Origin of the sequence: Methylomonas methanica, from assembly GCF_001644035.1 — a bacterium.
In the GTDB taxonomy this organism is placed as follows: Bacteria; Pseudomonadota; Gammaproteobacteria; order Methylococcales; family Methylomonadaceae; genus Methylomonas; species Methylomonas methanica_A.
In genome coordinates, this window is the sequence record NZ_LUUG01000082.1 from 171252 (window position 1) to 192790 (window position 21539).

Annotated in this window: 15 protein-coding genes; 6 read left to right on the plus strand and 9 right to left on the minus strand. The window is 53.5% G+C overall.

The annotated features are described in order from the left end of the window. Positions 1–3 precede the first annotated feature (3 nt). From A1332_RS14870 to A1332_RS14885, 4 genes are read left to right on the plus strand one after another with little or no spacing between them, the layout of a single operon-like run. On the plus strand, positions 4–909 hold the full coding sequence (locus A1332_RS14870; RefSeq protein ID WP_064009251.1) for a serine/threonine protein kinase: 906 nt from the start codon (positions 4–6) through the stop codon (positions 907–909). A gap of 57 nt (positions 910–966) precedes the next feature. Continuing rightward, the gene (rph, locus tag A1332_RS14875) at positions 967–1716 is read left to right on the plus strand and encodes a ribonuclease PH (RefSeq protein ID WP_064009252.1); all 750 of its coding nucleotides are present in this window, start codon (positions 967–969) and stop codon (positions 1714–1716) included. A 6-nt stretch (positions 1717–1722) separates the two neighbouring features. Further along, a complete protein-coding gene (gene rdgB / locus A1332_RS14880; RefSeq protein ID WP_064009253.1) occupies positions 1723–2310 on the plus strand; it encodes an RdgB/HAM1 family non-canonical purine NTP pyrophosphatase in 588 nt (195 codons plus the stop codon). Further along, positions 2307–3362, plus strand: a complete 1056-nt coding sequence (locus A1332_RS14885) for a phosphotransferase enzyme family protein (RefSeq protein WP_064009254.1) — start codon at positions 2307–2309, stop codon at positions 3360–3362. Before rdgB ends, A1332_RS14885 begins: the two co-directional genes overlap by 4 nt. A gap of 27 nt (positions 3363–3389) precedes the next feature. Here the strand turns inward: A1332_RS14885 and A1332_RS14890 are convergent, their stop codons facing one another. The 9 genes from A1332_RS14890 to A1332_RS14935 all read right to left on the minus strand — a co-directional run bounded on the left by A1332_RS14890 (position 3390) and on the right by A1332_RS14935 (position 18430). Then, positions 3390–5867: a PAS domain-containing sensor histidine kinase gene (locus tag A1332_RS14890; protein ID WP_064009255.1), complete on the minus strand. Its 2478-nt coding sequence runs from the start codon at positions 5865–5867 to the stop codon at positions 3390–3392. Next, the gene (locus tag A1332_RS14895) at positions 5864–6130 is read right to left on the minus strand and encodes a hypothetical protein (RefSeq protein WP_064009256.1); all 267 of its coding nucleotides are present in this window, start codon (positions 6128–6130) and stop codon (positions 5864–5866) included. Before A1332_RS14895 ends, A1332_RS14890 begins: the two co-directional genes overlap by 4 nt. 277 nt (positions 6131–6407) lie before the next feature. After that, the gene (locus A1332_RS14900; RefSeq protein ID WP_064009257.1) at positions 6408–7967 is read right to left on the minus strand and encodes a SulP family inorganic anion transporter; all 1560 of its coding nucleotides are present in this window, start codon (positions 7965–7967) and stop codon (positions 6408–6410) included. Positions 7968–7999: 32 nt separating this feature from the next. Further along, complete coding sequence (gene can, locus A1332_RS14905) at positions 8000–8632, minus strand: carbonate dehydratase (protein WP_064009258.1); 633 nt, start codon at positions 8630–8632, stop codon at positions 8000–8002. A gap of 148 nt (positions 8633–8780) precedes the next feature. Next, positions 8781–10352 carry a complex I subunit 4 family protein gene (locus A1332_RS14910; protein ID WP_064009259.1) on the minus strand — a complete coding sequence of 524 codons (1572 nt, stop codon included), beginning with the start codon at positions 10350–10352 and terminating at the stop codon, positions 8781–8783. Next, on the minus strand, positions 10345–11886 hold the full coding sequence (locus A1332_RS14915) for a complex I subunit 4 family protein (RefSeq protein ID WP_064009260.1): 1542 nt from the start codon (positions 11884–11886) through the stop codon (positions 10345–10347). The genes A1332_RS14910 and A1332_RS14915 overlap by 8 nt, the downstream gene beginning before the upstream one ends. Continuing rightward, positions 11883–13454 (minus strand): proton-conducting transporter membrane subunit, encoded by a 1572-nt coding sequence (locus A1332_RS14920; RefSeq protein WP_064009261.1) that lies wholly within the window; start codon positions 13452–13454, stop codon positions 11883–11885. Before A1332_RS14920 ends, A1332_RS14915 begins: the two co-directional genes overlap by 4 nt. Positions 13455–13456: 2 nt before the next feature. Further along, the gene (locus A1332_RS14925; protein ID WP_064009262.1) at positions 13457–16651 is read right to left on the minus strand and encodes a DUF2309 domain-containing protein; all 3195 of its coding nucleotides are present in this window, start codon (positions 16649–16651) and stop codon (positions 13457–13459) included. A gap of 303 nt (positions 16652–16954) precedes the next feature. Continuing rightward, positions 16955–18430 (minus strand): complex I subunit 4 family protein, encoded by a 1476-nt coding sequence (locus A1332_RS14935; RefSeq protein ID WP_064009312.1) that lies wholly within the window; start codon positions 18428–18430, stop codon positions 16955–16957. A gap of 201 nt (positions 18431–18631) precedes the next feature. On the opposite strand from A1332_RS14935, the gene A1332_RS14940 reads away from it, so the two are divergent. Together A1332_RS14940 and A1332_RS14945 are read left to right on the plus strand one after the other, a co-directional pair. Continuing rightward, positions 18632–19384, plus strand: a complete 753-nt coding sequence (locus A1332_RS14940) for an MBL fold metallo-hydrolase (protein WP_064009264.1) — start codon at positions 18632–18634, stop codon at positions 19382–19384. Further along, the gene (locus A1332_RS14945) at positions 19385–21535 is read left to right on the plus strand and encodes a putative bifunctional diguanylate cyclase/phosphodiesterase (protein ID WP_064009265.1); all 2151 of its coding nucleotides are present in this window, start codon (positions 19385–19387) and stop codon (positions 21533–21535) included. Positions 21536–21539: the final 4 nt, after the last annotated feature.

The window sequence follows — 21539 nt, forward strand, 5'->3', positions numbered from 1 at the left end:
CACATGGCCGAATACTACGATCCAGAAACTTATCCCAAGGAATGGAATTACCTTCAATCGGGAACCATTATAGATCAGTACATGATCGAGCGGGAATTGGCGCACGGCGGCTTTAGTTCTGTATATCTGGCCAGACAGCTGGCCGATCAGGTTCAGGTGGCGATTAAGGAATATCTACCCCGCAAGTTGGCGCACCGTACCTGGAATAATCTGGTGGTCCCCAACAACGAGGAGGCCAAGGTTTTGTTCATGCGCGGCCGCTCTTTATTTTTTGAAGAAGCCAAAGTGTTGGCGATGCTGAAGCACCATAACATCGTCGATGTCATCAATTTCTTCCAAGCAAACGACACCGTTTACATGGTGATGACTTACGACTACGGCATCACCCTGGACAAAATCCTGCACAAACGCAGCCTGCCGATTAACGAAGCCTTCTTGCTGACCGTATTCAAGCTGTTGCTGACCGGCGTTGAAGCGGTGCATCAAAAAGGCTTGGTGCATCTGGACATCAAGCCTGCCAATATTCTGATCCGCAGCGAAAACGACCCCTTGCTGCTGGATTTCGGCGCCATCCGCAAAATCACCCTGGACCCACAACGCAATCGCGCCAAAGTGCTGACCAACGGTTATTCGCCGATAGAGCAATACGACAATAACGGCAATCTCGGGCCGTGGTCGGACATTTATGCGGTGGGCGCCAGCATGCGTGCCTGCCTGGATTATAAAATCCCTCAGCCCTCGCCGGACCGCATCAAACAGGACGATTTAGCCCCAGCTGTGAAGGCGCATAAACGGCATTTTCCGGAATATTTATTAAAAGCCATCGACTGGGCCATGGCGGTTTTTCCGGAGAATAGACCGCAAAGTGTCGCGGAGTTGCAGCAAGCCCTAAACACCGGCAATAGTTAAAAATCCGCCAGGTAAAGCCAGTATAATGCCGGCAATTTATATACCAAAGAGATGAATATGAGACCAAGCGGACGCAACCCCGATCAATTACGAGAAATACGCTTTACCTGTAATTACACCAAACACGCCGAAGGATCGGTGTTAGTCGAGTTTGGCGATACCCGGGTTTTATGCACCGCCAGCGTCGATAACAGCGTCCCGCGCTTTTTAAAAGGTAAAGGTGAAGGCTGGATTACCGCGGAATACGGCATGCTGCCGCGTTCTACTCATAGCCGGATGGACCGTGAAGCTGGCCGGGGCAAACAAGGCGGCCGCACTTTGGAAATTCAACGCTTGATTGGTCGCTCTTTGCGTGCTGCCATCGATTTGAAAGCCTTGGGCGAAAACACCATCACCATCGATTGTGACGTGATTCAAGCTGACGGCGGCACCCGCACAGCGTCTATCACCGGCGGCTTTGTGGCTCTGTCGATTGCCATCGAACATTTGTTAAAAACTCACAAAATCAAAAAAAACCCGCTGCATGGCCAAGTCGCTTCGGTATCGGTGGGGATTTATAACGGTGTGCCGGTGCTGGATCTGGACTATGCCGAAGATCATCAAGCCGAAACCGACATGAACGTGGTTATGAATGAAGCCGGTCACTTCATCGAAGTGCAAGGCACCGCCGAAGGCCATGCGTTTAGAAAAGACGAATTGAACGCCATGCTGGAACTGGCCGAGTTCGGTATCAATCAGCTGCTGGAGAAACAACAGGCCGCGTTGAGAGACGCCAAAAAGCCTGCCCCGCTCAGAGTCGTACTGTAAGCTGGAATGAGTTCGATAGTTTTAGCCAGCGGCAATCCCGGCAAAATCCGCGAGATTCAAGCCATCCTGCAAAACGATAATATCCTGCCGCAATCGCAATTTAACGTGGTCGAGCCGGAAGAAACCGGCGCGACTTTTATCGAAAACGCCATCATTAAGGCCCGCAACGCTGCGGCGCATTGCAACTTGCCGGCCATTGCCGACGACTCCGGCTTGGCGGTGGATGCGTTGGGCGGCGCACCCGGCGTAATTTCCGCCCGTTATGCCGGCGTCGGCGCTTCGGATCAAGCCAATCTGGACAAGTTGCTGGCTGACATGCGCGAGGTGCCGGATGCGCAACGCTCGGCGCGCTTTATTTGCGTGATGGTCTATCTGCGTCATGCTTTGGACCCCACCCCCATCGTCGCCCAAGGTGTCTGGGAAGGCCGGATTCTGCGGGAAGCAGTCGGTGAAAATGGCTTTGGCTACGATCCGGTGTTTTGGGTGGAACAATATCAATGCTCTTCCGCGCAACTGGCGCCGGAGATAAAAAACGCCCTCAGTCACAGAGGTCAGGCCCTGCGGGCGCTTAGCCAGCAACTCGCCGGCTTGTGAACAGACTGCAAGGAATCGCCGGACATTTTGCCGGCGGGCATGACGTTGGCAACATCAGCCCGCTCGGCAACGGCTTAATCAACGACACTTTCCTGGTGAATTCCGGCGACGCCCAATTTGTGCTGCAAGGCATCAATAGCCGGGTGTTTCCGCAGCCGGAACGAGTCATCGCCAACCTGCAACAGCTAAACCGCCATATCGCGCAGCAAGACCCGGCGAACGTGCAGCTACGGATTCCGGCGCTACTGCCAGCCAACGATGGAGAGGCGTTTTACCGTGATGACGACGGCCAAACTTGGCGGGCTTTAGAGCTGATCAGTCCGGCCGAGAGCCGCGAGCAACTTGGCAATCAGGCGGAAGCCAGCCAAGTCGGCTTTGCGCTGGCGCATTTTCACCGCCTCTGCGGCACACTAGCGCCGGAATCGCTGCATGACACGCTACCCGGCTTCCACATCGCCCCCGCTTATTATCAAAATTATTTGGCTATTCTGGACCGACCGCTGCCGGTGGCTATAGATGCCGAGTTTCGGCAATGCCAGCTGTTTATCGAGCGCTTTCAAGACCGAATCGCAGTGCTGGAACAAGCCAAACAGCGGGGTGAATTGCGGGAGCGCGTGATACACGGCGATCCGAAATTGAACAACTTTTTATTCGAGCCGGGCAGCGACCGGATCGTCAGTCTGATCGATCTGGATACCGTCAAACCGGGCTTGGTGCATTACGACATCGGCGACTGCCTGCGCTCCTGTTGTCATATTCGGCCCAGCAACCAATTCGACATCGCCCGCTGCAAAACCATTTTGACCAGCTATTTGGCCGAGGCCGGGCAGTTTTTCGAACCGGCCGATTACAACTATCTGTATGCGGCCATCCTGGTGATTCCGTTCGAGCTCGGGCTGCGCTTTTTTAGCGATTATCTGCAAGGTGACCGCTACTTCAAGGTCAATCAGCCGCGAGAGAATCTACAACGCGCTATCGAGCAATTTGCCTTATGCGAGAGCATCGCGCGGCAAGAAACCGAATTGATGCACGTCATCGCCCACATCGCTTAGAACCTCAGCAATATTATTTAAGAAGACTTAAATGAAATACGTATCGGCTGATGCAGGAAAAGCCTCCGCCGCCTCGGCGCTGGGTAACTCCAGCCAAAATTGACTACCGACGCCCGGCTCGCTGTTAAAGCCGATGCTGCCGTGCATGGCTTCCAGCAAATATCGGCAAAGCACCAGACCGATACCGGTGCCTTCGATATGAGTAGTTTCCGCACCCAAACGCTGGAACGGTTGAAACAGCTCGGATTGCAAATTTTCGGGGATACCCAAGCCCGTGTCCTCGACGCATATCCGCACTTTGCCGTCCGTTTTTTGGCATAAAATCGTCACTCGGCCGTTTTCACGATTGTACTTAATGGCATTGGACACCAAGTTTTGGATGATTTGTCGCAGCCGGGATGCGTCGGCCCTTACCGAGAGCTGGGCGCCATCCACAATCAGCAACTCGATATGCCGCTGCGCGGCCAACCCTTTAAAATATGTCATGACATCGTCCAGGACAACTTGTAAGCGCACAGGCTCGATAAGCAACTCCAAGTTACCCGACTCGATACGCGCCAAATCCAGCACATCGTCCACCAGCGTCAATAATTGCCGACCGGCCTTCAAGATATAGGCCACCGGCTCTTTCTGTAGCGCCAGCAAAGGTTCGGGTTCGCCAATATTTAGCCGCTCCGCAAAGCCGATGATCACATTCAACGGGGTACGCAATTCGTGACTCATACTGGTCAGAAACATCGATTTCGCCGAATTGGCGCTTTCGGCTGCCATTTTGGCTTCCAGTAATGCGTTCTCCATCCGCTTGCGTTCGCTGATGTCATGCAATACACAGTGGCATTGCACGAACTGGCCATCGACGTCCAACTGAATGCCCCATTCCAACAAGGCGATGAGCGTGCCGCCGTCGTGATGCCGCAGGTGTAACTCCTGCCCCGTGGGTAATGATCCCATCTGTTGTAAATCGATAAAATGATCGATAAAGTCGATAGGATAATTCGGGTCGCTGAGTTCGTTAAAATGCCTATCCAATAAATCCTCGTAGCGGTAGCCGAGCATTTGGCAGAGCTTATCGTTGGCATCCAGAATATAACCGCTAATATCCAAAGCCAAATAAGCGACCGGCGAATTTTCCACCAATTGCCGGAAGCGACTTTCGCTGGCCTGTAGCGTTTGTTCGGCTTCCTTACGTTCGGTAACATCGAAGAAAGTGGCTAAAAACCCGTCGTCAAGGGTGATGCCGGAGACGACCATCGTGCGAATTTTGCCGCGCTTGTCAGTTATCCGATATTCCAAGCCCTGAATGTCGCTGCCATTTTCCTGGGCATCGCGTAAGGCATCCTCCCAAATAGCCATAGCATGTTGCCGATACAGCGGTTCCGGAAAAGCCAATGGCCACCAATCGTCGAGGGTAACCACTTCTGCATTGGTGTAACCAAAAGTTTGGATGAAACGGCTATTGAGCTCGACGATACGCCCATGCCGATTCACCACACCCAACGGCATGGGTAGCCGTTCGAACAAACGCTGGAACAAAACCTTGTTTTCTTCCAGCTCGGCTTCGTTGGCTTTTTGCCGGGAAATGTCGGTAAAAAAACCGTGCCAGAGGGTAGCGCCGTTGTCAACGCGTTCCGGCGTGGCGTGGCAGCTTATCCACCGGCTACCGTGTTCGGGATGCAGCACGCGAAACTCAGCCCTGAACGCCTCGCATTGGCGCGCCGATTTGGCAATCAGATGTTTGATGGTCGGCAAATCGTCGCTATGCGTAATGGCAAATAACGGCTCGGCATCGTCCACCACCTGATCCGGCGCCACCCCCAGCAAATCGAGGAGTTTACTGCTGGCATAAGGCAAACAAGAACTACCATCGGCGCGCAGCAAATATTGGTAAATCACTCCAGGTACATTGGCGGTAATCTTTTGCAGATAATCGGCGTTAGCGCGGGCCTGTTCTTCGTTGTTTCGCAATCTCTCAAGCATTCGCCAGCTCAAAAAAGCAATGATGCTATTGAAGGCGAAAAGATTCCAAATAACGTTCAGCCAGGGCAACGGATGATAGGCATACACTTGGTAATCGACATCGAATTTGACCCAATGTTGAGTAGCCGCAAAACCGAGCAAAGCCATACTCAGAATATTGATAACCATCAGCCAGCCGGCAAGCGGAAAATCGAATAGAAACACGCACAATAAAGTGTACAGCGGTGCGAATAGTTTACTGCCGGCAATCAGACCGAATTGCAACAGTCCACCGTAGGTAACCACCCAGAATATAACCATCAAGGAAATTGCCCGGGCGATGTAGGAAATCCGTTTGCGGCCTAACCATAGCAACCAAAGCGCTATCAAAATCAAGATCTGGACGGTCATGACCGGTTGCCAGCCCATGAACATCGCTCGCGATAAGGATATTCCCAAACTTGGAATACCTAATGTTGCAGCAACCAACAGGATTGCATTCAGCAAATGGTTACGTAAGCCGACTATATCCTCATACTTGGTTTTCATAAACGGTATTCTATTACCCGGCTATCCTCCTCACGAGAAGCGATAAAATCTTGTTTGCCAATGAGTTCGCGCATATTCACCACCTCAATCATCTTCGTCATTTTAAGAAGTTTAGCAGTTACTAAAACCCAGCGACGCCAAAGCCAAGCAACAACTCGACGCTCAGGCAATCGAAGATTCGGCGACTGAAAAAGGATCTCCGCTGCTTTGCGAAGAGGAACGACAAGGGCTGGCAACGGGAAAAGATTAATCTGGGCTATCACCTTCCGGCAAAACCCTGGCTGTTGCGTTAAGAAATTATTGTTGCTATTGGACTTATCGTGAGGTCACCGGCCGGCTAAATTCCGCCTACCAATCGGTGCGAACCAGCAAGGGATTGAAATGCGATGAAAAGTGTTCCGCCAAGGAAATTGTGATACGCGCTCAGGCTTCGCCTACCGAATAGTGTACTGTCTCATTCCTCCCCGGCTTACTCCGTGTTCCAGAACAAGCCGAAGATGACCGTCAGGCAACGCTCGCTGCCTGGCCCGACAAAGAGACTTAATGTCCGGAAGAGGATGTCGGACAGGAAACGCTAAAGCCCTGAATTTCTACCGCGACATTACGATCCGTCGCAGCCTGCAAGAAATCGGCTATGGTTTCCATAATATCCAGATCGATAAATTGCGCTTTGGTACCGTCGATCAATAAGTCGCTGTCATCGGGTACTTGATCCAGATACTTACGCAGCAAAGCCTTGTTCAAAAACGAAACGTCCTTATGCAAACGCAACAGGTAATGCGGACCGTGCTGGGTCAAAGTGATTGCTGCATGGAAATTGGCTTTCAATACAAAGAAGAAACCGCAAGCCATCCCAATGGCAATACCCAGCAACAAGTCAGTGAATAAAATCGCCACAACGGTAATCGCAAACGGCGCGAACTGATTCCAGCCCTTCCGATAAAACTCCACGAACAATGCCGGCTTGGCTAGTTTGTAGCCCGTTTGCAGCAGAATCGCCGCCAAACAGGCCAGCGGAATCATATTCAAGTATTTCGCGAAAAACAGCACGCTGACCAACAGCAAGACACCGTGGAAAAACGACGCGATTCTGGTTTGGCCGCCGGCATTGATATTGGCGGAACTACGCACGATCACTGCGGTAATCGGTAGGCCGCCCATCAATCCGCTGACCATATTGCCCAGGCCCTGAGCCTTTAGTTCCCGATTGGTCGGCGCAACGCGTTTGTGCGGGTCCAATTTATCGACCGCCTCTATACTCAGCAGCGTTTCCAGACTGGCGATAATCGCAATGGTCACCGCCACGCTGTAAATTTTCGGATTGCTGAAATAACTGAAATCCGGCAGACGCAATTGATTGATAAAGTTGGCGGTACTCCCCAACTCGGGAAGCGATACCAAGTGCTTTTCGCCAATGATCATATCGGGCGCAAAATGCAGTGCCAGGGCGTTGAAACTGACACCCCAAATAACGGCCAGCAACGGACCGGGAATCAGCTTTAAAAGTTTGAATTGCTTGATAAATCCGGAGTCCCAGACGATCAAGATCAATAGTGCCACGGCGCTGACAATGGTAACGCCGGGGGTAAATGCTTCCAAGGCCTCCGACAATTCAAAGAAGCTCGATTCGGCGCTCTCTTGCATATAACTTTCATCGCCTTCGAAACTAGTATCGTAACCAGTGGCGTGCGGCGTTTGCTTGATAATCAAAATCAAGCCAATCGCTGCCAGCATGCCTTTAATCACCGAAGCCGGAAAAAATGCGCCAATCACGCCGGCTTTCAAAAAGCCCAGCACTATTTGCAAGCCGCCGGCCAGCACTACACTCAGCAAAAAACCGCCGAAGCCACCCAAGGTTTCGATGGCTTCAAAGACAATAACCGTCAATCCGGCCGCCGGTCCCGAAACGCTTAATTGCGAGCCGCTGGCCCAGGAAACCAGAATACCGCCAACCAAGCCGGCAATAATCCCTGAAAACAACGGCGCGCCGGACGCTAACGCAACCCCTAGGCATAACGGTAAAGCCACCAGAAAGACCACGATGCCGGCCGGTAAGTCCTGGTGCAGATGTTTCATGTAAGAATTCAATTGAGATGTCATTGGTTTACCCAGTCGTTACGAAAATCCGGATGCTAGTCGGCATAGCGGTAAATCGGATTGATTTGCGTGTTGTGGTCGAGTTTGATCAATTCGCTAATCAAGCCGTCGTTCAGACCGTATACCCAGCCATGAAGGGTGGGTTTGTGCCCATGTTTCCAGGCGGACTGAATGATCGAGGTATGAGCTAGGCGATAAACTTGCTCGACGATATTCAGCTCGATCAGACGATCAGTTTTTTTCTCCGGAGGAATAGACTCAAGCTCTTCCTGATGAAAACGGTATACATCTTTAATGTGCAGCAACCATTTATTGGTGATAACCAGATCGGACTTTTGCGGCTGCAAGGCCGCTTTCACACCGCCGCAGCCGTAATGGCCGCAAACGATAACGTGCTTAACTTTTAAGACCGAGATGGCATATTGCACGACGCTCAGGCAATTGAAATCGGTGGTAATAACCTGATTGGCAATATTGCGATGTACAAAAATTTCGCCGGGTTTGGCGTTGACAACTGTCTCCGCCGGCACTCGGCTATCCGAGCAGCCTATCCATAAAAAATCGGGCTTTTGCTCTTTGGCCAGCTGGATAAAAAACTCCGGGTCTTTTCTACTGATCTCTTCCGACCAGGCTTTGTTCTCGAGCAGTAATTTCGTAGGTGTAATCATAATGGGTGTCCTTATTTTTTATAACTATGCGTTCTAGGGCGTGTCCGGAATTGATTGTTCAAAAAAGTATGTCTTTACCGGCAATACTATATCGAATCGAAACTATATAGCAATTGCTTTGCGATCTAAATCTAGGCTAAAGCGAAAGTTATATCGACCCATCGCTCGGTACACCTAAAATTGCGGTTTTCTGCGTGTGTTTCGATTCCGTTGTCACCTGAGGAACCGCCATGCTTAATCGCTGCCACCAGGACTGCAAACTGGTTTCTTGCCAGGACAACAGCCATTGCGGATAAAGGCCTATCATCAATACCAGCAGCACCGGCACGACCAGCAGCGCCAACTCGCGGGGACGCAGATCCTGGGCTTTGGCTACGCTGTCGTGCACAACCGGACCGAAGAATGCTCGTCTGACAAAACCCAACAGATACGCCGCACCCAATACCGCGCCGAATAATGCCACCATCGCCAGTGCCGGATAAGCCTGCAAAGCGCCGAGAATCATCAGTAATTCCGCCGGGAAGCCATTGGTGCCGGGTACGCCGATGCTGGACAGCACAAATACAAAAAATAATACGGTCAGGCGCGGCATGGGTTTGGCCAAGCCGCCGAGATGAACCAGGTCGGTACTACCCAAGCGTTGCTGGATCATACCGGCGAGCAGCATCAAGCTACCGGCGACGATGCCGAAATTCAGCAACTGCATCACCGCGCCTTGCAAACCTTGCAGATTAAAAGCGGCGATGCCGACAATGACCAGACCGACATGGCTGATGCTGGAATAGGCCAGCAAGCGGCGCAGATTGGTTTGCTGCAACGCAATCAAAGCCCCGTAAATCAGTGTCACCGCACCCAGTATCGCCAACAGCCAGCGATGCTCCAAGGCCGCTTGCGGCGCCAGCGGTATCGCAAAACGGATAATCCCGTAAACACCCAGCTTCAAACCAACCAGCAAGGCGCTTAGAAACGCCGGCGCCTCAATGGCCGTAGTCGGCAGCCAGGTGTGAAACGGTAGCAACGGCGCTTTTACGGCAAACCCCAAAAAGAGTAACAGAAAGATCAGGCCCTGCGCTGAGTCGGGTATCGGCGTATTGAGTAAAACCGGCAAACTGAAAGCCAAATCCTGCGGAATTGCTCCCCCGGTATAGTGCGCGTGATTAATCGCCAGCAAAATGATCCCGAACAATATGGGCACACCGCCGAATAACATATACAAGGTATATTTCATCGCCGCGTACCGCCGTTCGGCACCGATGCCCCATAAGCCGATCAAAAAGAAAATCGGCGGCAAGGTCAGCTCCCAAAACAGGAAAAACAAGGCCAAATCCAACGCGGTGAACACGCCGATAGTCACGCTTTCCAGGGCCAGCATCAGCGCCAACTGAAAGCGGTTTAAATGCCGCACGCTATTCCAGCTTGCCAGCAGAGCCATCAGGGTCAGCAGGGCTGTCATCGGTAAAAACAATATCGAAATACCGTCTACGCCGAGTTGATAATGGATATTAAGTCCGGGTATCCAGGGATAGTCTTCCAGTAACTGAAAATCGTCGCGCGCGGTATCGAAAACCCAAGCCGCGGCAACGGTAAACAGCAATTCCACGGCGGCAACCAGCAATGCCCCGCGCTTAGCTAATTCGCTATCCTGGATAAACGCCAGCGACAACGCCCCCAATAACGGCCAGGCCAGACACAAGGACAGCAATGGCAAACTATCAGTCATGGTGCGGGCCGTTCATGTGGTGGCTATGGTGTTCCGGATAATGTTCGCCGATTTCCTTGGCTTCCTGATCGATATACTTCAGCCAGGGCGTGGTGTAAAAACCGGTGCCTATCAGCAGGCCGCAGATGGTCACGGCGATAATGCGCTCCTTAACCACCGGATGGTGAATGCTGCCGTAAGGCTCGACGAAGCGCTTGGGGTGGGCGATGAATAGTCTCTGAAACGCCCAAAGCAGAAAAGCCGCGCCCAGCACGTTGCCCAGCAAAATCGCGATTGCAATATACCAGCCGTGTTCCTCGATGGTACCTTCGATCAGCAAATGCGCCGCGTCGAAACCCGGTGTGCCGGGCATGACCATGGTGCTGAGCGCGGAAATCAAAAACAGTAAGGCGATAGTCGAATTGGTTTCGAACAAACCGCCCAAGCGCGGCAGGAAGGCGGTGCGGGTGCGCTCGTAAATCAAACCGATACTGAACAGCATGCCGGCCGTCGCCAGACCATACGCTATCGACAGCAGAATGCTGCCTTCCAGGGCAAAATCGTTGAAGGAGAACACACCTATCGCCAACATGCCGGTATGACTAATCACCGCAAACGCCAGCAATCGCCGCATATTGATTTGCATCAACGCCAGCAGGGCACCGTAAAAAATGCCGATCAAGCCCAAATCGACGACAAAATGCACCCATTGCTCGGCGGCGCCCGGCACCAACGGCAAGATGAAACGAATCAAGGCGTAAATGCCCAGCTTCAAGCCGGTCAAAAAAATCGCCGCGCTGGCGGCGGTGCCGTGTTCGGCCAGCAAGGGCAGCCAGGCATGAAACGGAAACAAGGGCATGCGTACCGCAAAGCCGAAAAACAGCAGGATAAATATCAGGGTTTCGTTAGGAATTGCCAGATTGTGGTGCTTCAAGGTCAGCCAATCGAAACTCAGATCCATGCCGTTTTGCGCCAGTCCAAAGCTCAACAACACAAAACCGGCCAGGCTCATCGCCAGACCGGACAGCCAGTATTGCAATACCGATTTCACCACCTGGTTACGCTGCTTACCGGTACCGGCAAATACCGTCAATAACACCACCGGCACCAGCTCCAGCAAACACCAGAACCAGAATTGCAGGGTGTTTAGCGCGGCAAACGCGCCGATTAAAATGCCTTGATAGGCCAACAGGCAGGCAATGAACAAACGGTCTTGGCGATGCCGGGTGATCATGGTGTAGACCAAGGCCAGCAAGCCTAAAATCGCCGTTAAGGGAATAAACAGAATATTGGTACCGTCCACCCCGACCCGATAATTCATCCCAAACAGCTGGAAATGTTCGGCAAGGTGGATGCCGGGCGTTTCCGCATCGAATATCAGCAATAAATAAATGCTGAGCACCACGTTCAGCAGCGCGCCGCCGAAGGCCAACCGCACACTGTAAATGGGCTTAGCGAACACCACCGCCAACATGGCCAACAGCGGCACCAGGGTCAACACCGTCAATAGCGGCACCGCCGCCACTACGTGCCAGAAAACAATAGGGGTATTCATCGGTATCCCAGCGCTACCATCAAGGTGATCAACACAAACAACGCCAGATAGCGCGGCTGTAACAATAATTGCTCGAAACGGTTGGCAGCCTGGCCCAGACGCCGGCCGAATCGAATCGAATCGCGGCCGATGCCGCGCAGAATAAAGTGATATTCAAACCAATTAAGTAGGGCTGCCGTCCACTGCGCCAGTTTGCCGGCCAGACCGCTGCCTTGCGCGAAACTGTCTTCCTGGCTGTCGAGGTTGGCGCCCATTTTTTGTTCTTCCCATTGCGCTAAGGACGACACTGCCCTGATCGCCGGTGCCGGCGCGCCCAAGGCCTTATCGACTATGTGTTCGTCGATATACCTTACATCCTTGGCCAAGCGCAGAACCGGTTTCACCAACAGCCAATCCATGGCCGGCTCCAGCCAGCCGCGCTGCAAGGAAGCAATAAATGCCCAACGGCAATTCGCCAGCGCCGGTGCCACTGGTTGGATCGGTTGACCGTGGGTATTGTGCAGAATAGACGGGGCGGTTAGTAGCAAATAGCAACGCACCACGGCATGCGCGCACAGATGCCAAGCCGCCAAAGTCCAAAAGCCCAAGCCGCATTCAGCAAACATCAAACCCAGTTGCGCGGAGGTGGCAAAGATTTGCGAGCTTTTAATATCGGTCTGGCTCAAGCCTACCCAATAGCTATAAATCGCCGTCAACGCGCCGATCACAGTCAACAAAGACATCGCCAGCGGTGCCTGCATAAACAGGGGCTCTAACTGGATAATCAAAAACACGCCGGCATGGATCATGGCCCCGCCGTAGAAAATGGCGCTGGACGGCGTCGGCCCTTCCATCGCCCGCGCCAGCCAGGGCGTGAACGGAATTTGCGCGGACTTGGCAAATGCCGCTACGGCAAAACTCAAGGCCAGCAAAGTGGCGTCGCCAGGCTCCAGATCCGCCGCGCTAAGGTTAATAGTCTGCCAGTCGGCATTTTCCAGCCAGGCCAAAGCCAAGCAAATGGCCAGAATAAAACCGCCGTCGCCGATGCGATTGGTCACAAACACCCGCGTGGCATTATGCGCGGCAATGGGGCGGTCGTAGGCATAGGCAATCAGCCAGTAAGAACAAACCCCGGCGATCTCCCAGGCAATAAAGGTAAACACCGCATTGCCGGATAACACCAACAGCAGCATCGCCGCCGCAAATAGATTCAGGATGAAAAAGAAGCGGTGGAAACCGGCCTCGCGGTGCAGGTAATTCACCGAGAAACGTATCGCCACCAGCAGCAGCAAGGAAAACAAACTCGCCAAAACCAGATTGAAGCCTCCGGTGGCTAGTGTGTAGTCTACGGTCAGCGTGCCGCTGCGCAGCCAGGCACCGTAAGACACAGAGTCGGGAAGCAGGCCGGATAAATCGGCTATCAATAAACCTAAGGCCGTCAGCACTGACAGGCCGATGGCGGTCAAGGCCAGCCGGGCGGTGGTTTTCTCGCCGGCCTCGCCGTCGATAATCCTGCAAAAATGCAGGCCACCTATCAGCAGCGCGGCCAATAACGGAAACAAGGGAATCAAAGTTGCGTAGGCTGCCATAATCACGCAACTCCCATTAATTCAGGCTGCTTAATCAGCATCGGCGCCACCGGCTGGGTTTCGTCGCGGTAACAATCCGGGGAGTTGTCCCTTAGCGGCAGCTCGATGTCGCCGGGCTGCCAACGCACAAAGCCGACGCCGCGCTGAAATACAAATATCTCGCCGCTGTCAGGATCTTTGGCGCTGAGATGCACCCAGCCGCCGCCTATCAGTTCTCGCAGGCTTTCCTGCCGGCCATAAATTTGCTCCAGCACCGCGGTTTTGGCCTCGACGATGATTTGTAAGCGCATTGCTTCGTGAATCTCCACCATCTGCAAAGGCAAACCTGTGCGCAAGTCGCTACCCGCGCCTTCCATTACCCCAAACAAGCCGGTCACGTTGTGCGGAATTTTAGTGCCGCAACCGAGCCGATCGTTATTCACTGTGGAAAAATAATATTCCAGGTTAATCCCGGCACCGACCGGACCGGCAGTAAGCAGAATATTTTCCAAAATGGTGCCATCGGCGTCTTGGGTCGGATCGTAGGAAATCAGGAACAAGCGCCGATCGAAAAACACGCCCTGAGTCGCGGAGCGCCGACCGATAAAGGCAGCGGCATTGGTAGCATGGCCGAATTCGGGTCGTACTTGGCTCAAATCGACGGCGCGATTTTCCACATGCAATAAGGCCGCCTGCGCTGTGCGCGGATAACCGGACGAAGCAAAGCGGCGACACCGTTCGGCAGCAGCGCTGCGGTCAGCCTCGGCTAAGGCATTCTGAACCTGCTGTAAAGACGACTGCATGTGCTCCGGCACTTGATCCAGATCGTACCAGCTGATCAAATCGCTGCAGGTATCGTGCTGCGCACCGATAAACCAGGTGTCTTCGGGAATTTCGATGCCGGCGGCTCTTAACAGATCGCGCACTTCCCGGCGATTCGCCATCGCCGCAAACACCCGCGCATTCGGACCTCCGCGGCGTCCACCGCATGCGCCGCAATCATGAGCGGCTTCGTGAGGATTATTCTGGCTGGTGGAGCCGTGCCCTAGAATCGCCACGACTCGGGCAAAGCCGTAAGTCAAACCGGTGGTTCTCAGGAACTGCGCCACCCGATCGGCCTGCTCCTGGTCTGTGAAGCCTAGCGTCAGTCCGGCAGACGCGGCGTGTTCATTATCTGTCGCAGTAAAATGTAAATGTGTCGGCACCGCCGGCACCATTAGGGCTTGCCAGCCATGCTCCAATCGGCGCTGCCAACTCGGCAACAAGCTTTTGGCCAGCAAACGCCATAATTTCACTGGCGCTAAAATATAAGTCAGCGGATATGCTCTCAGCAGACTGACGCGCATGCCTTGGTAGAGCAAATAAGACAATTGGTTAGCCAACCTCAGGCCGCGCTTATGTCCGATCAACTGCTGTTCATGGCCGGGAATCGCGACTTCATCGACTTGATGCACCGGCGTGACAACCACTGGGCATAAAGGCGTGACGTGGTGATCATCCAGCGCTTTGTAATTCATCGCCACACCAAAAAATCCAGCGGCACCGAGGGTCTCGATGTGGGGGTTGAGTTCTTCCAAATGCCGGCGAAAGCTCTCCTCGCGCTCATCCATACAGAAAAAAACTTGCGCCGCGGGCCGGCTGTCACGTTTGGCCCAGCGTCCTCGGCCATGGTTGGCGTGCAGCGCTTGCAGCAGCGCTTGTTGATAATGACGTTCGTAGGCGGTCAGCCAAATCGTGTTGCGCTCGTGATCGCTTAAGGCATCGATAGTGTCCAAACAGGCCAATAGCTGCGCTTTGGGTAAATTCTGCATATCGCTGGCTCTGAAATCCAGCAGTTGGCAGACGCGATACAGCCGCCACCCCTGGTTATAAACACTTAGGGCCGAGGCAGCCAACGGGCTCAGTTGCCAAGTCCAAACTCGCTCCGCTAAGGTCTGCCAGGCCTGCTTGTCTCGCGGCACGTTGTCTAATAAAGCTTGCGCGGCTAGGGCCAGATACTCCGGCAAATGGCCCTGAAACAAGGCCTGCCTGACCGAAAACTCCGCCAGGTTTTTCGAAAAATAGCCGCGCAGTTTGTCCAGTTGCGCCTCGCAATGCCACTGTTGCCAACATACTTGCTGCGCGTAAAGCCGATCCAGGGTTAAGCGTATCGCCAGATAATCGGCCAATAAGGGCTTGGTTTCGTCATCCGCTTGATAATTCGGATGAGTTTCTCGCCAGTTGATCAAACCCGACCAACCCGGCAGTTCCAAGGCCAGTCTTTGCAAATACCCGGCCCAGTGTGGTTCGGGGATAGCCAGAGCCGCCAGCTGTTGGGCAATGGCGTCGATAGCGTCAGCGGGCAATGCCGATGTAACCCCTTGCCAATCATTCAGTTCCTGAAACACCGGCTGCGCATCGTAGATCAAACTCTCGCGCCAGGCTTCGTACAAACCCAGCTCTTCCCGCTTGGGTAAACGCCAGGCCGCGAGCCCTTCGTCCAGCAAGGACGCGCACAAACGAATCAATTGCGGGCGTACCGTGTCGAGAAGATCCTTGCCGGTCAAAGCCAGCAACAAGCCGCGTAAAGTCAAGCTATCGCCCACGTCCGAAAACAGCTTGTTTAGGTTTTCCAGTTCGTTGCGGCGCATTTGCTGTTCAGCCCCGGCATCCGTCGAATCCGGCAGCCATTGCTGGATTTGCTCAGCGGACAGATCGAGTAAGTCTTCCGGATGCAAATCAAGCATCTGCAATCCCAATTTGCCCAGTAAGCCATGCCACAAAGCTCGAGTGGTTTCGCCCGTGGCGGAGGGTTTATCCAACACACCCAGTTCTCGCACCTGCCAGTCAAATTGTGCCGGCGTCAGGGCCTGCAAATCGTTTAACAGGCTCAGTCGGTAAAGCATATGGCGAGTGATGGTCTTACCATTGACGCTGCAAACCGCGGCTTCCAACGCCGCCCCATACTGCTGCGCCAAAGCAGCATCAATATCGCCGTCATCGATCCGGCCCTGCGCGTAAAATTCTCGGAACTGTGCGGCAGACAAATAACAACGGATACCGGTTAACTGGGTAAATTCCGCCAGCGCTTGCTCGAACGGCAAATGCTGAAAGCCATGCAAGGTATTGTGATGCACGAAATCGTTAATCGGCCCCTGTCCCGGCAGGACATGATCCAGGTGGTGGATTGCGTCTATGATGATTTGCCGGGGGGATAGAGCGTTTGTAGCGGATGCCATAATACTTTCAGCCTTTGAACGGTGTCGCTAGCGCGACGGCTGTTTTAATGTCGGTTCTGGGACCGACAGCCGAGATACTTTCTTTTGCATCGCCAAAAGAAAGTATCCAAAGAAAAGGCGACCCGAATGCCGCTTGACTCCTGCGCGCCAAAGCTTTTGCCGAGGGTTTTCGGAAGGGGCTTCCCAGCCCCTCCGAAAACGAGCGGCATCCCTGCCGCTCCCCTAACGGGCTGTTCTCGGCAAAAGCTTCGGTGCTCGGCGCGGCATACGGGAACGAAGCCCTTCCAGCGGCAAGGGTTGTATTCACGGCAACCTCCTCTCCCCCATCACCAGTAACATCTTCCCCACCGTCGCCGTAGACAACTCAATCAAAGGCGCCGGCAATAAACCAAACAACACAATCCCGCCCACCAACACTCCGGATGCCATCAATTCCAGCGATTTCAAATCGGCGATGTCACGCATCTGCGGTTTGACCGGCCCGGTGAACAGCAAACCGATGGTGCGCATCGCATAAGCCGCGCTGATCAAAATGCTTAAACTAAAAAACACCATCAGACCGCCCCATTGCTGAAAGCCGCCGATCAAAGTGTGCAGTTCGGCGATAAAACCCACGGAACCGGGTAGGCCCATGGCTGCCAGCAAGGTCAAGGTGGTCAAAGTGGCGAAGCGCGGCATAACCTGCACCAGCGAACTGTAATCCTGGATATTGCGGGTATGGGTGCGCTCGTAGAGCAGGCCCACCAACAGGAACAAAGCGCCGGCGATCAGCCCGTGCGCAGTCATTTGTAGTATCGCGCCGGTAAAGCCGGTTTCATTCAGCGAGGCGATACCCAGCAACACCACGCCCATATGACTCAAGGACGAGTAAGCCACCATGGCTTTCAGATCGCGCTGCCGCCAGGCCAGCAAGCCGCCGTAGATCATGCCGAACAGGGCCAGAAACACCAACAATGGTTGAATCAATTTGGCGGCGACCGGCAGCATCACCACGCAGCGCAACAAGCCGTAGGCACCCATTTTCAAAAGAATGCCGGATAGCAGGATACTAATGGGACTGGGCGCTTCGACGTGAGCCAGCGGCAGCCAGCCATGCAAGGGAAAGATCGGCATTTTCACACCGAACCCAATCAGAAACCCCAGCAGCACCAGCACTTGTTCGACCTCCGGCATGTTTTGCGCGGCTTGGCCCATCGAGGCCATCAAGGAACCCTGGTTTTCCAAATCGTATTGACTAATCGCCAGCAGACTCAGCAACATGAACACCGAGCCGCCCATCGTGTACAACACAAAATTCAAACTGGCGGCATGCCGGCGTTTGCCGCCCCAACGGTCGATCAGGAAAAACAGCGGGATCAAGGTTACTTCCCAGAAGATGTAAAACAGCGCCCAGTCTTGCGCCATGAAGACGCCGAGCATGCCGAATTCCAACAACAAAACGGAGATGTGATAGCCCTTAATGCTATCGGACAAGGAGAATGAAGCCAGCAGAGAAATACAAGTCAAAAGAGTAGCCAGTACCAGCATCGGCATCGAAAGGCCGTCCACACCCAGTGCGTATGCACTACCCAGCTTGGGGTTGAGGGGATAGAACTCGCTAAATTGCAGTGCGGTGTCGTTGGCATCGAACTGGACCAATAGCAAACAGGCCAGCAACAAAGCCGCCAAACTGAATAGATTAGCTACAATTCTGATCAATCGACTGTTCCGGCCGGAGACCAGTACCAGCAATATTGCCCCCAGCGCCGGGGTCCATAACAGCGCGCTTAGCATCACCATCGTTGTCGTCAAAGTCCAATACAGCAAACATTCTAACGACATTTGGTTGAAAAAAGCCAATCCGACAAAAAATCGGTTGAAATAAACCACGCCGTATCCAACGGCTCATAACTTAGGCGACGGAACCGATTTCGCAAACCCACGGGCTTCGTGTACCCTACGCCAACCAAAAAGCAACGGGATTTAGGGGGAATCCTTACCATGCGCAACAATGTCACACTATTCAATAGCAGTAATCACCGCTACGTTTTATTAAACGAAAGCGAGCCGGGCGAAGAAGACGGCATCCCCTCCAACCAATATCTGATAGTGCATAACGGTAAGGGCACATTAATGGATCCGGGCGGCTTCGGCGTGATGCCGCAAGTGCTCAACGAAATGCTGCAATACCTGAATCCCGACGACATCGAAGCCATTGCGCTCTCTCATCAGGATCCGGATATCGTCGGCGGCCTGAGCAGCTGGATGAAACTGACGCCGGCACGCATATACGCCTCCCGCATTTGGCTGCGTTTCCTGCCGCATTACGGCATTTCCGGCATGCGCCGTTTTGTCGGCGTGGCCGATCAGGGCGAAACGGTAAGCTTACACTCCGGCCTGCAATTGCAATTTGTCCCGGCGCATTTCCTGCACTCGCCCGGCCAGATCAATGTTTACGACCCGATTTCGAAAATTCTGTTTTCCGGCGACGTCGGCGCGTCAATGGTGCCGAACAATAATTGCGATATTTTCGTTGACGATTTCCAAAAACACTTGCCGTTTGCCGAGGGCTTTCATAAACGCTACATGGCCTCCAACCGCGCCTTGCGCTATTGGGTGCAGCAGGTGCGCAAACTGGACGTGGAGCTCATTGCACCGCAACATGGCCCGATCTATCGCGGCCAAGCCAAGACCGACTTTCTAAACTGGTTGTACGATTTACAGTGCGGCAGCGATTTGTTGGATCTCGAATAAATGGACTATCCGCACAAAAAACCTTCGCAGCTCAAATCGCTGCATATTCATAGCATCCGCACCCTGACCGAATTACTGGAAGCGCAAAACCGTACGCAAACCTTCGAGCACGGCATCATCGATCTGGCGATACGCGAGGTCGGCAAGTTGGCGGCGCGCCTGCCGGTGCTGGCCGACAACGAAGCTGCGAAAGCAGAGGTAGCCGGGCACGCCCAGCGCTGCAAGACCATTGCCGCCAGCCTGACGCTGCTTAACCAGCAGCAGGACAAAGACGCGCAGCGAAACTGCCGGATGATTTCCTCGCTGATCACCGAAACCCACGAGCTGTTGCAGAGGATGGAGCTGACGCTGATCGACAAAAGCCTGTTCGAACGGCAATCCGCGGTATTGGAGAACATCATCCTCTCCCACGAAAAAGTCACGCAGTGGAAAGAGTTCATCCAAGATATCTTGCTGGAATTTCACGGCTTTTTCCCGTTTAACTTTTTCTCTATCGCTTTCACCAACGAATCCGGGATCAGCATTTATTTGTATTACCTGGGCCAATACAGCGAAGAAACCAAGAATTTCGTTCGTAAACGCCTGGCAGACAATCTGCTGGCCGAACTGAAAATTCCAGCCGACACCCTGATTGAGCTGGAAGAGTTTTTCATCACCGGCATTAAACAGCAACGCGACTTCGAGGAAATCGAAACGATCACAGTCGGCGTACCGGACGAAAAAATTGGCGTCGGCGGTATCCTCGGCGTCAGTTACGCCTCCGGGCTACGCTTGACGGCTCAAGAACAAAGCATCATCCGCTCGTTGCTGGCGGTAATGGTGATGGTGGTCGGCTCCAGCAAGACCTTGTCGCGCACGCTACAGGAACTGGCGTATTACGCCGAACACGATCCGCTTACCGGTCTGCACAATCGCCGCTATTTTAATGAAATCCTCGAATACGAATTCGGTCGCGCCGCCCGCCATAACGATCAATTCGCGCTGTTATCCATGGATTTGGACAACTTTAAAGGTGTCAACGACGGCTTCGGACACATGATCGGCGATCAGGTGCTGGTGCACCTGGGGCAACTGTTGAAAAAACAGCTTCGTAAGGGCGATGTATTAGTACGTTTGGGCGGAGATGAATTTGCCGCCTTGCTGCCCGGTACCGACGGCCACAGTGCGCTGATCATTGCCGAATCGTTAAGGCAGGCAGTGCATGATTTCGAATACCAGGTCGATGGACCTTATCAGGAACATATCAGCCTGACAATGTCGGTCGGCGTGGCTACCTTTCCGAGAGACGCGCCGGTCATTGCCGATTTGCTGGCGGGTGTGGACTTGGCCTTGTATCAAGCCAAAGCCGCCGGCAAAAATTTCGTTTGCCCCTTACACAGCCTGGAAACCGGAATTGCCCAAAACAAAAAGTTACTGGGCCTGTCGGAAGTGTTGAAAAAGGCCTTAAAGGAGGAGCGCATCGTACCGTATTTCCAGCCAATCATGGCGTGCGCTAGCGGCGAATTGCACGCTTACGAAGCGCTGGCGCGGCTGACTACCGAAGACGGCGAGATTATCCCGGCCGGGGTGTTTATCGATGCCGCCGACAAATACGGTATCAGCTTGAATCTGGATCATGTGATGCTGCGCAAGGTCACCGCGTTCATGGCCGAGCAGCGTGCCGCCACCGGCCAAATGCCCACCGTATTCGTTAATCTGACGCCGCAGGAAATTCAGCGCCGCGACATTTTGCAATATGCCGAAGACCTCTGCCGGCAATACCACATCCCGCCGAAAAAACTGGTATTCGAAGTCACCGAGCGCGAAGCCATCGGCGATTTATCCAATATGCGCAAATTTTTAAGCAATTTGCGGGAGAAGGGCTTTGCCTTTGCGCTGGACGATTTCGGCAGCGGTTACAATTCCTTCCATTATCTGCGCGACCTACATTTCGAATACGTCAAGATCGACGGCGCGTTTATTGCCAACATAGTCGAATCCGAGGTCGATAGCGTGCTGATCGAAAATCTGAATCGGCTCTGTCAGCAATTGGGCATGAAGACCCTGGCGGAATTTGTCGAATCGGAAGAAATCCTGACCCGCCTAAGGGCGATGGGCGTCGATTATGTCCAGGGCTTTCATTTGGGCTTGCCTAGAGCGCGTTTCCTGTAAACAC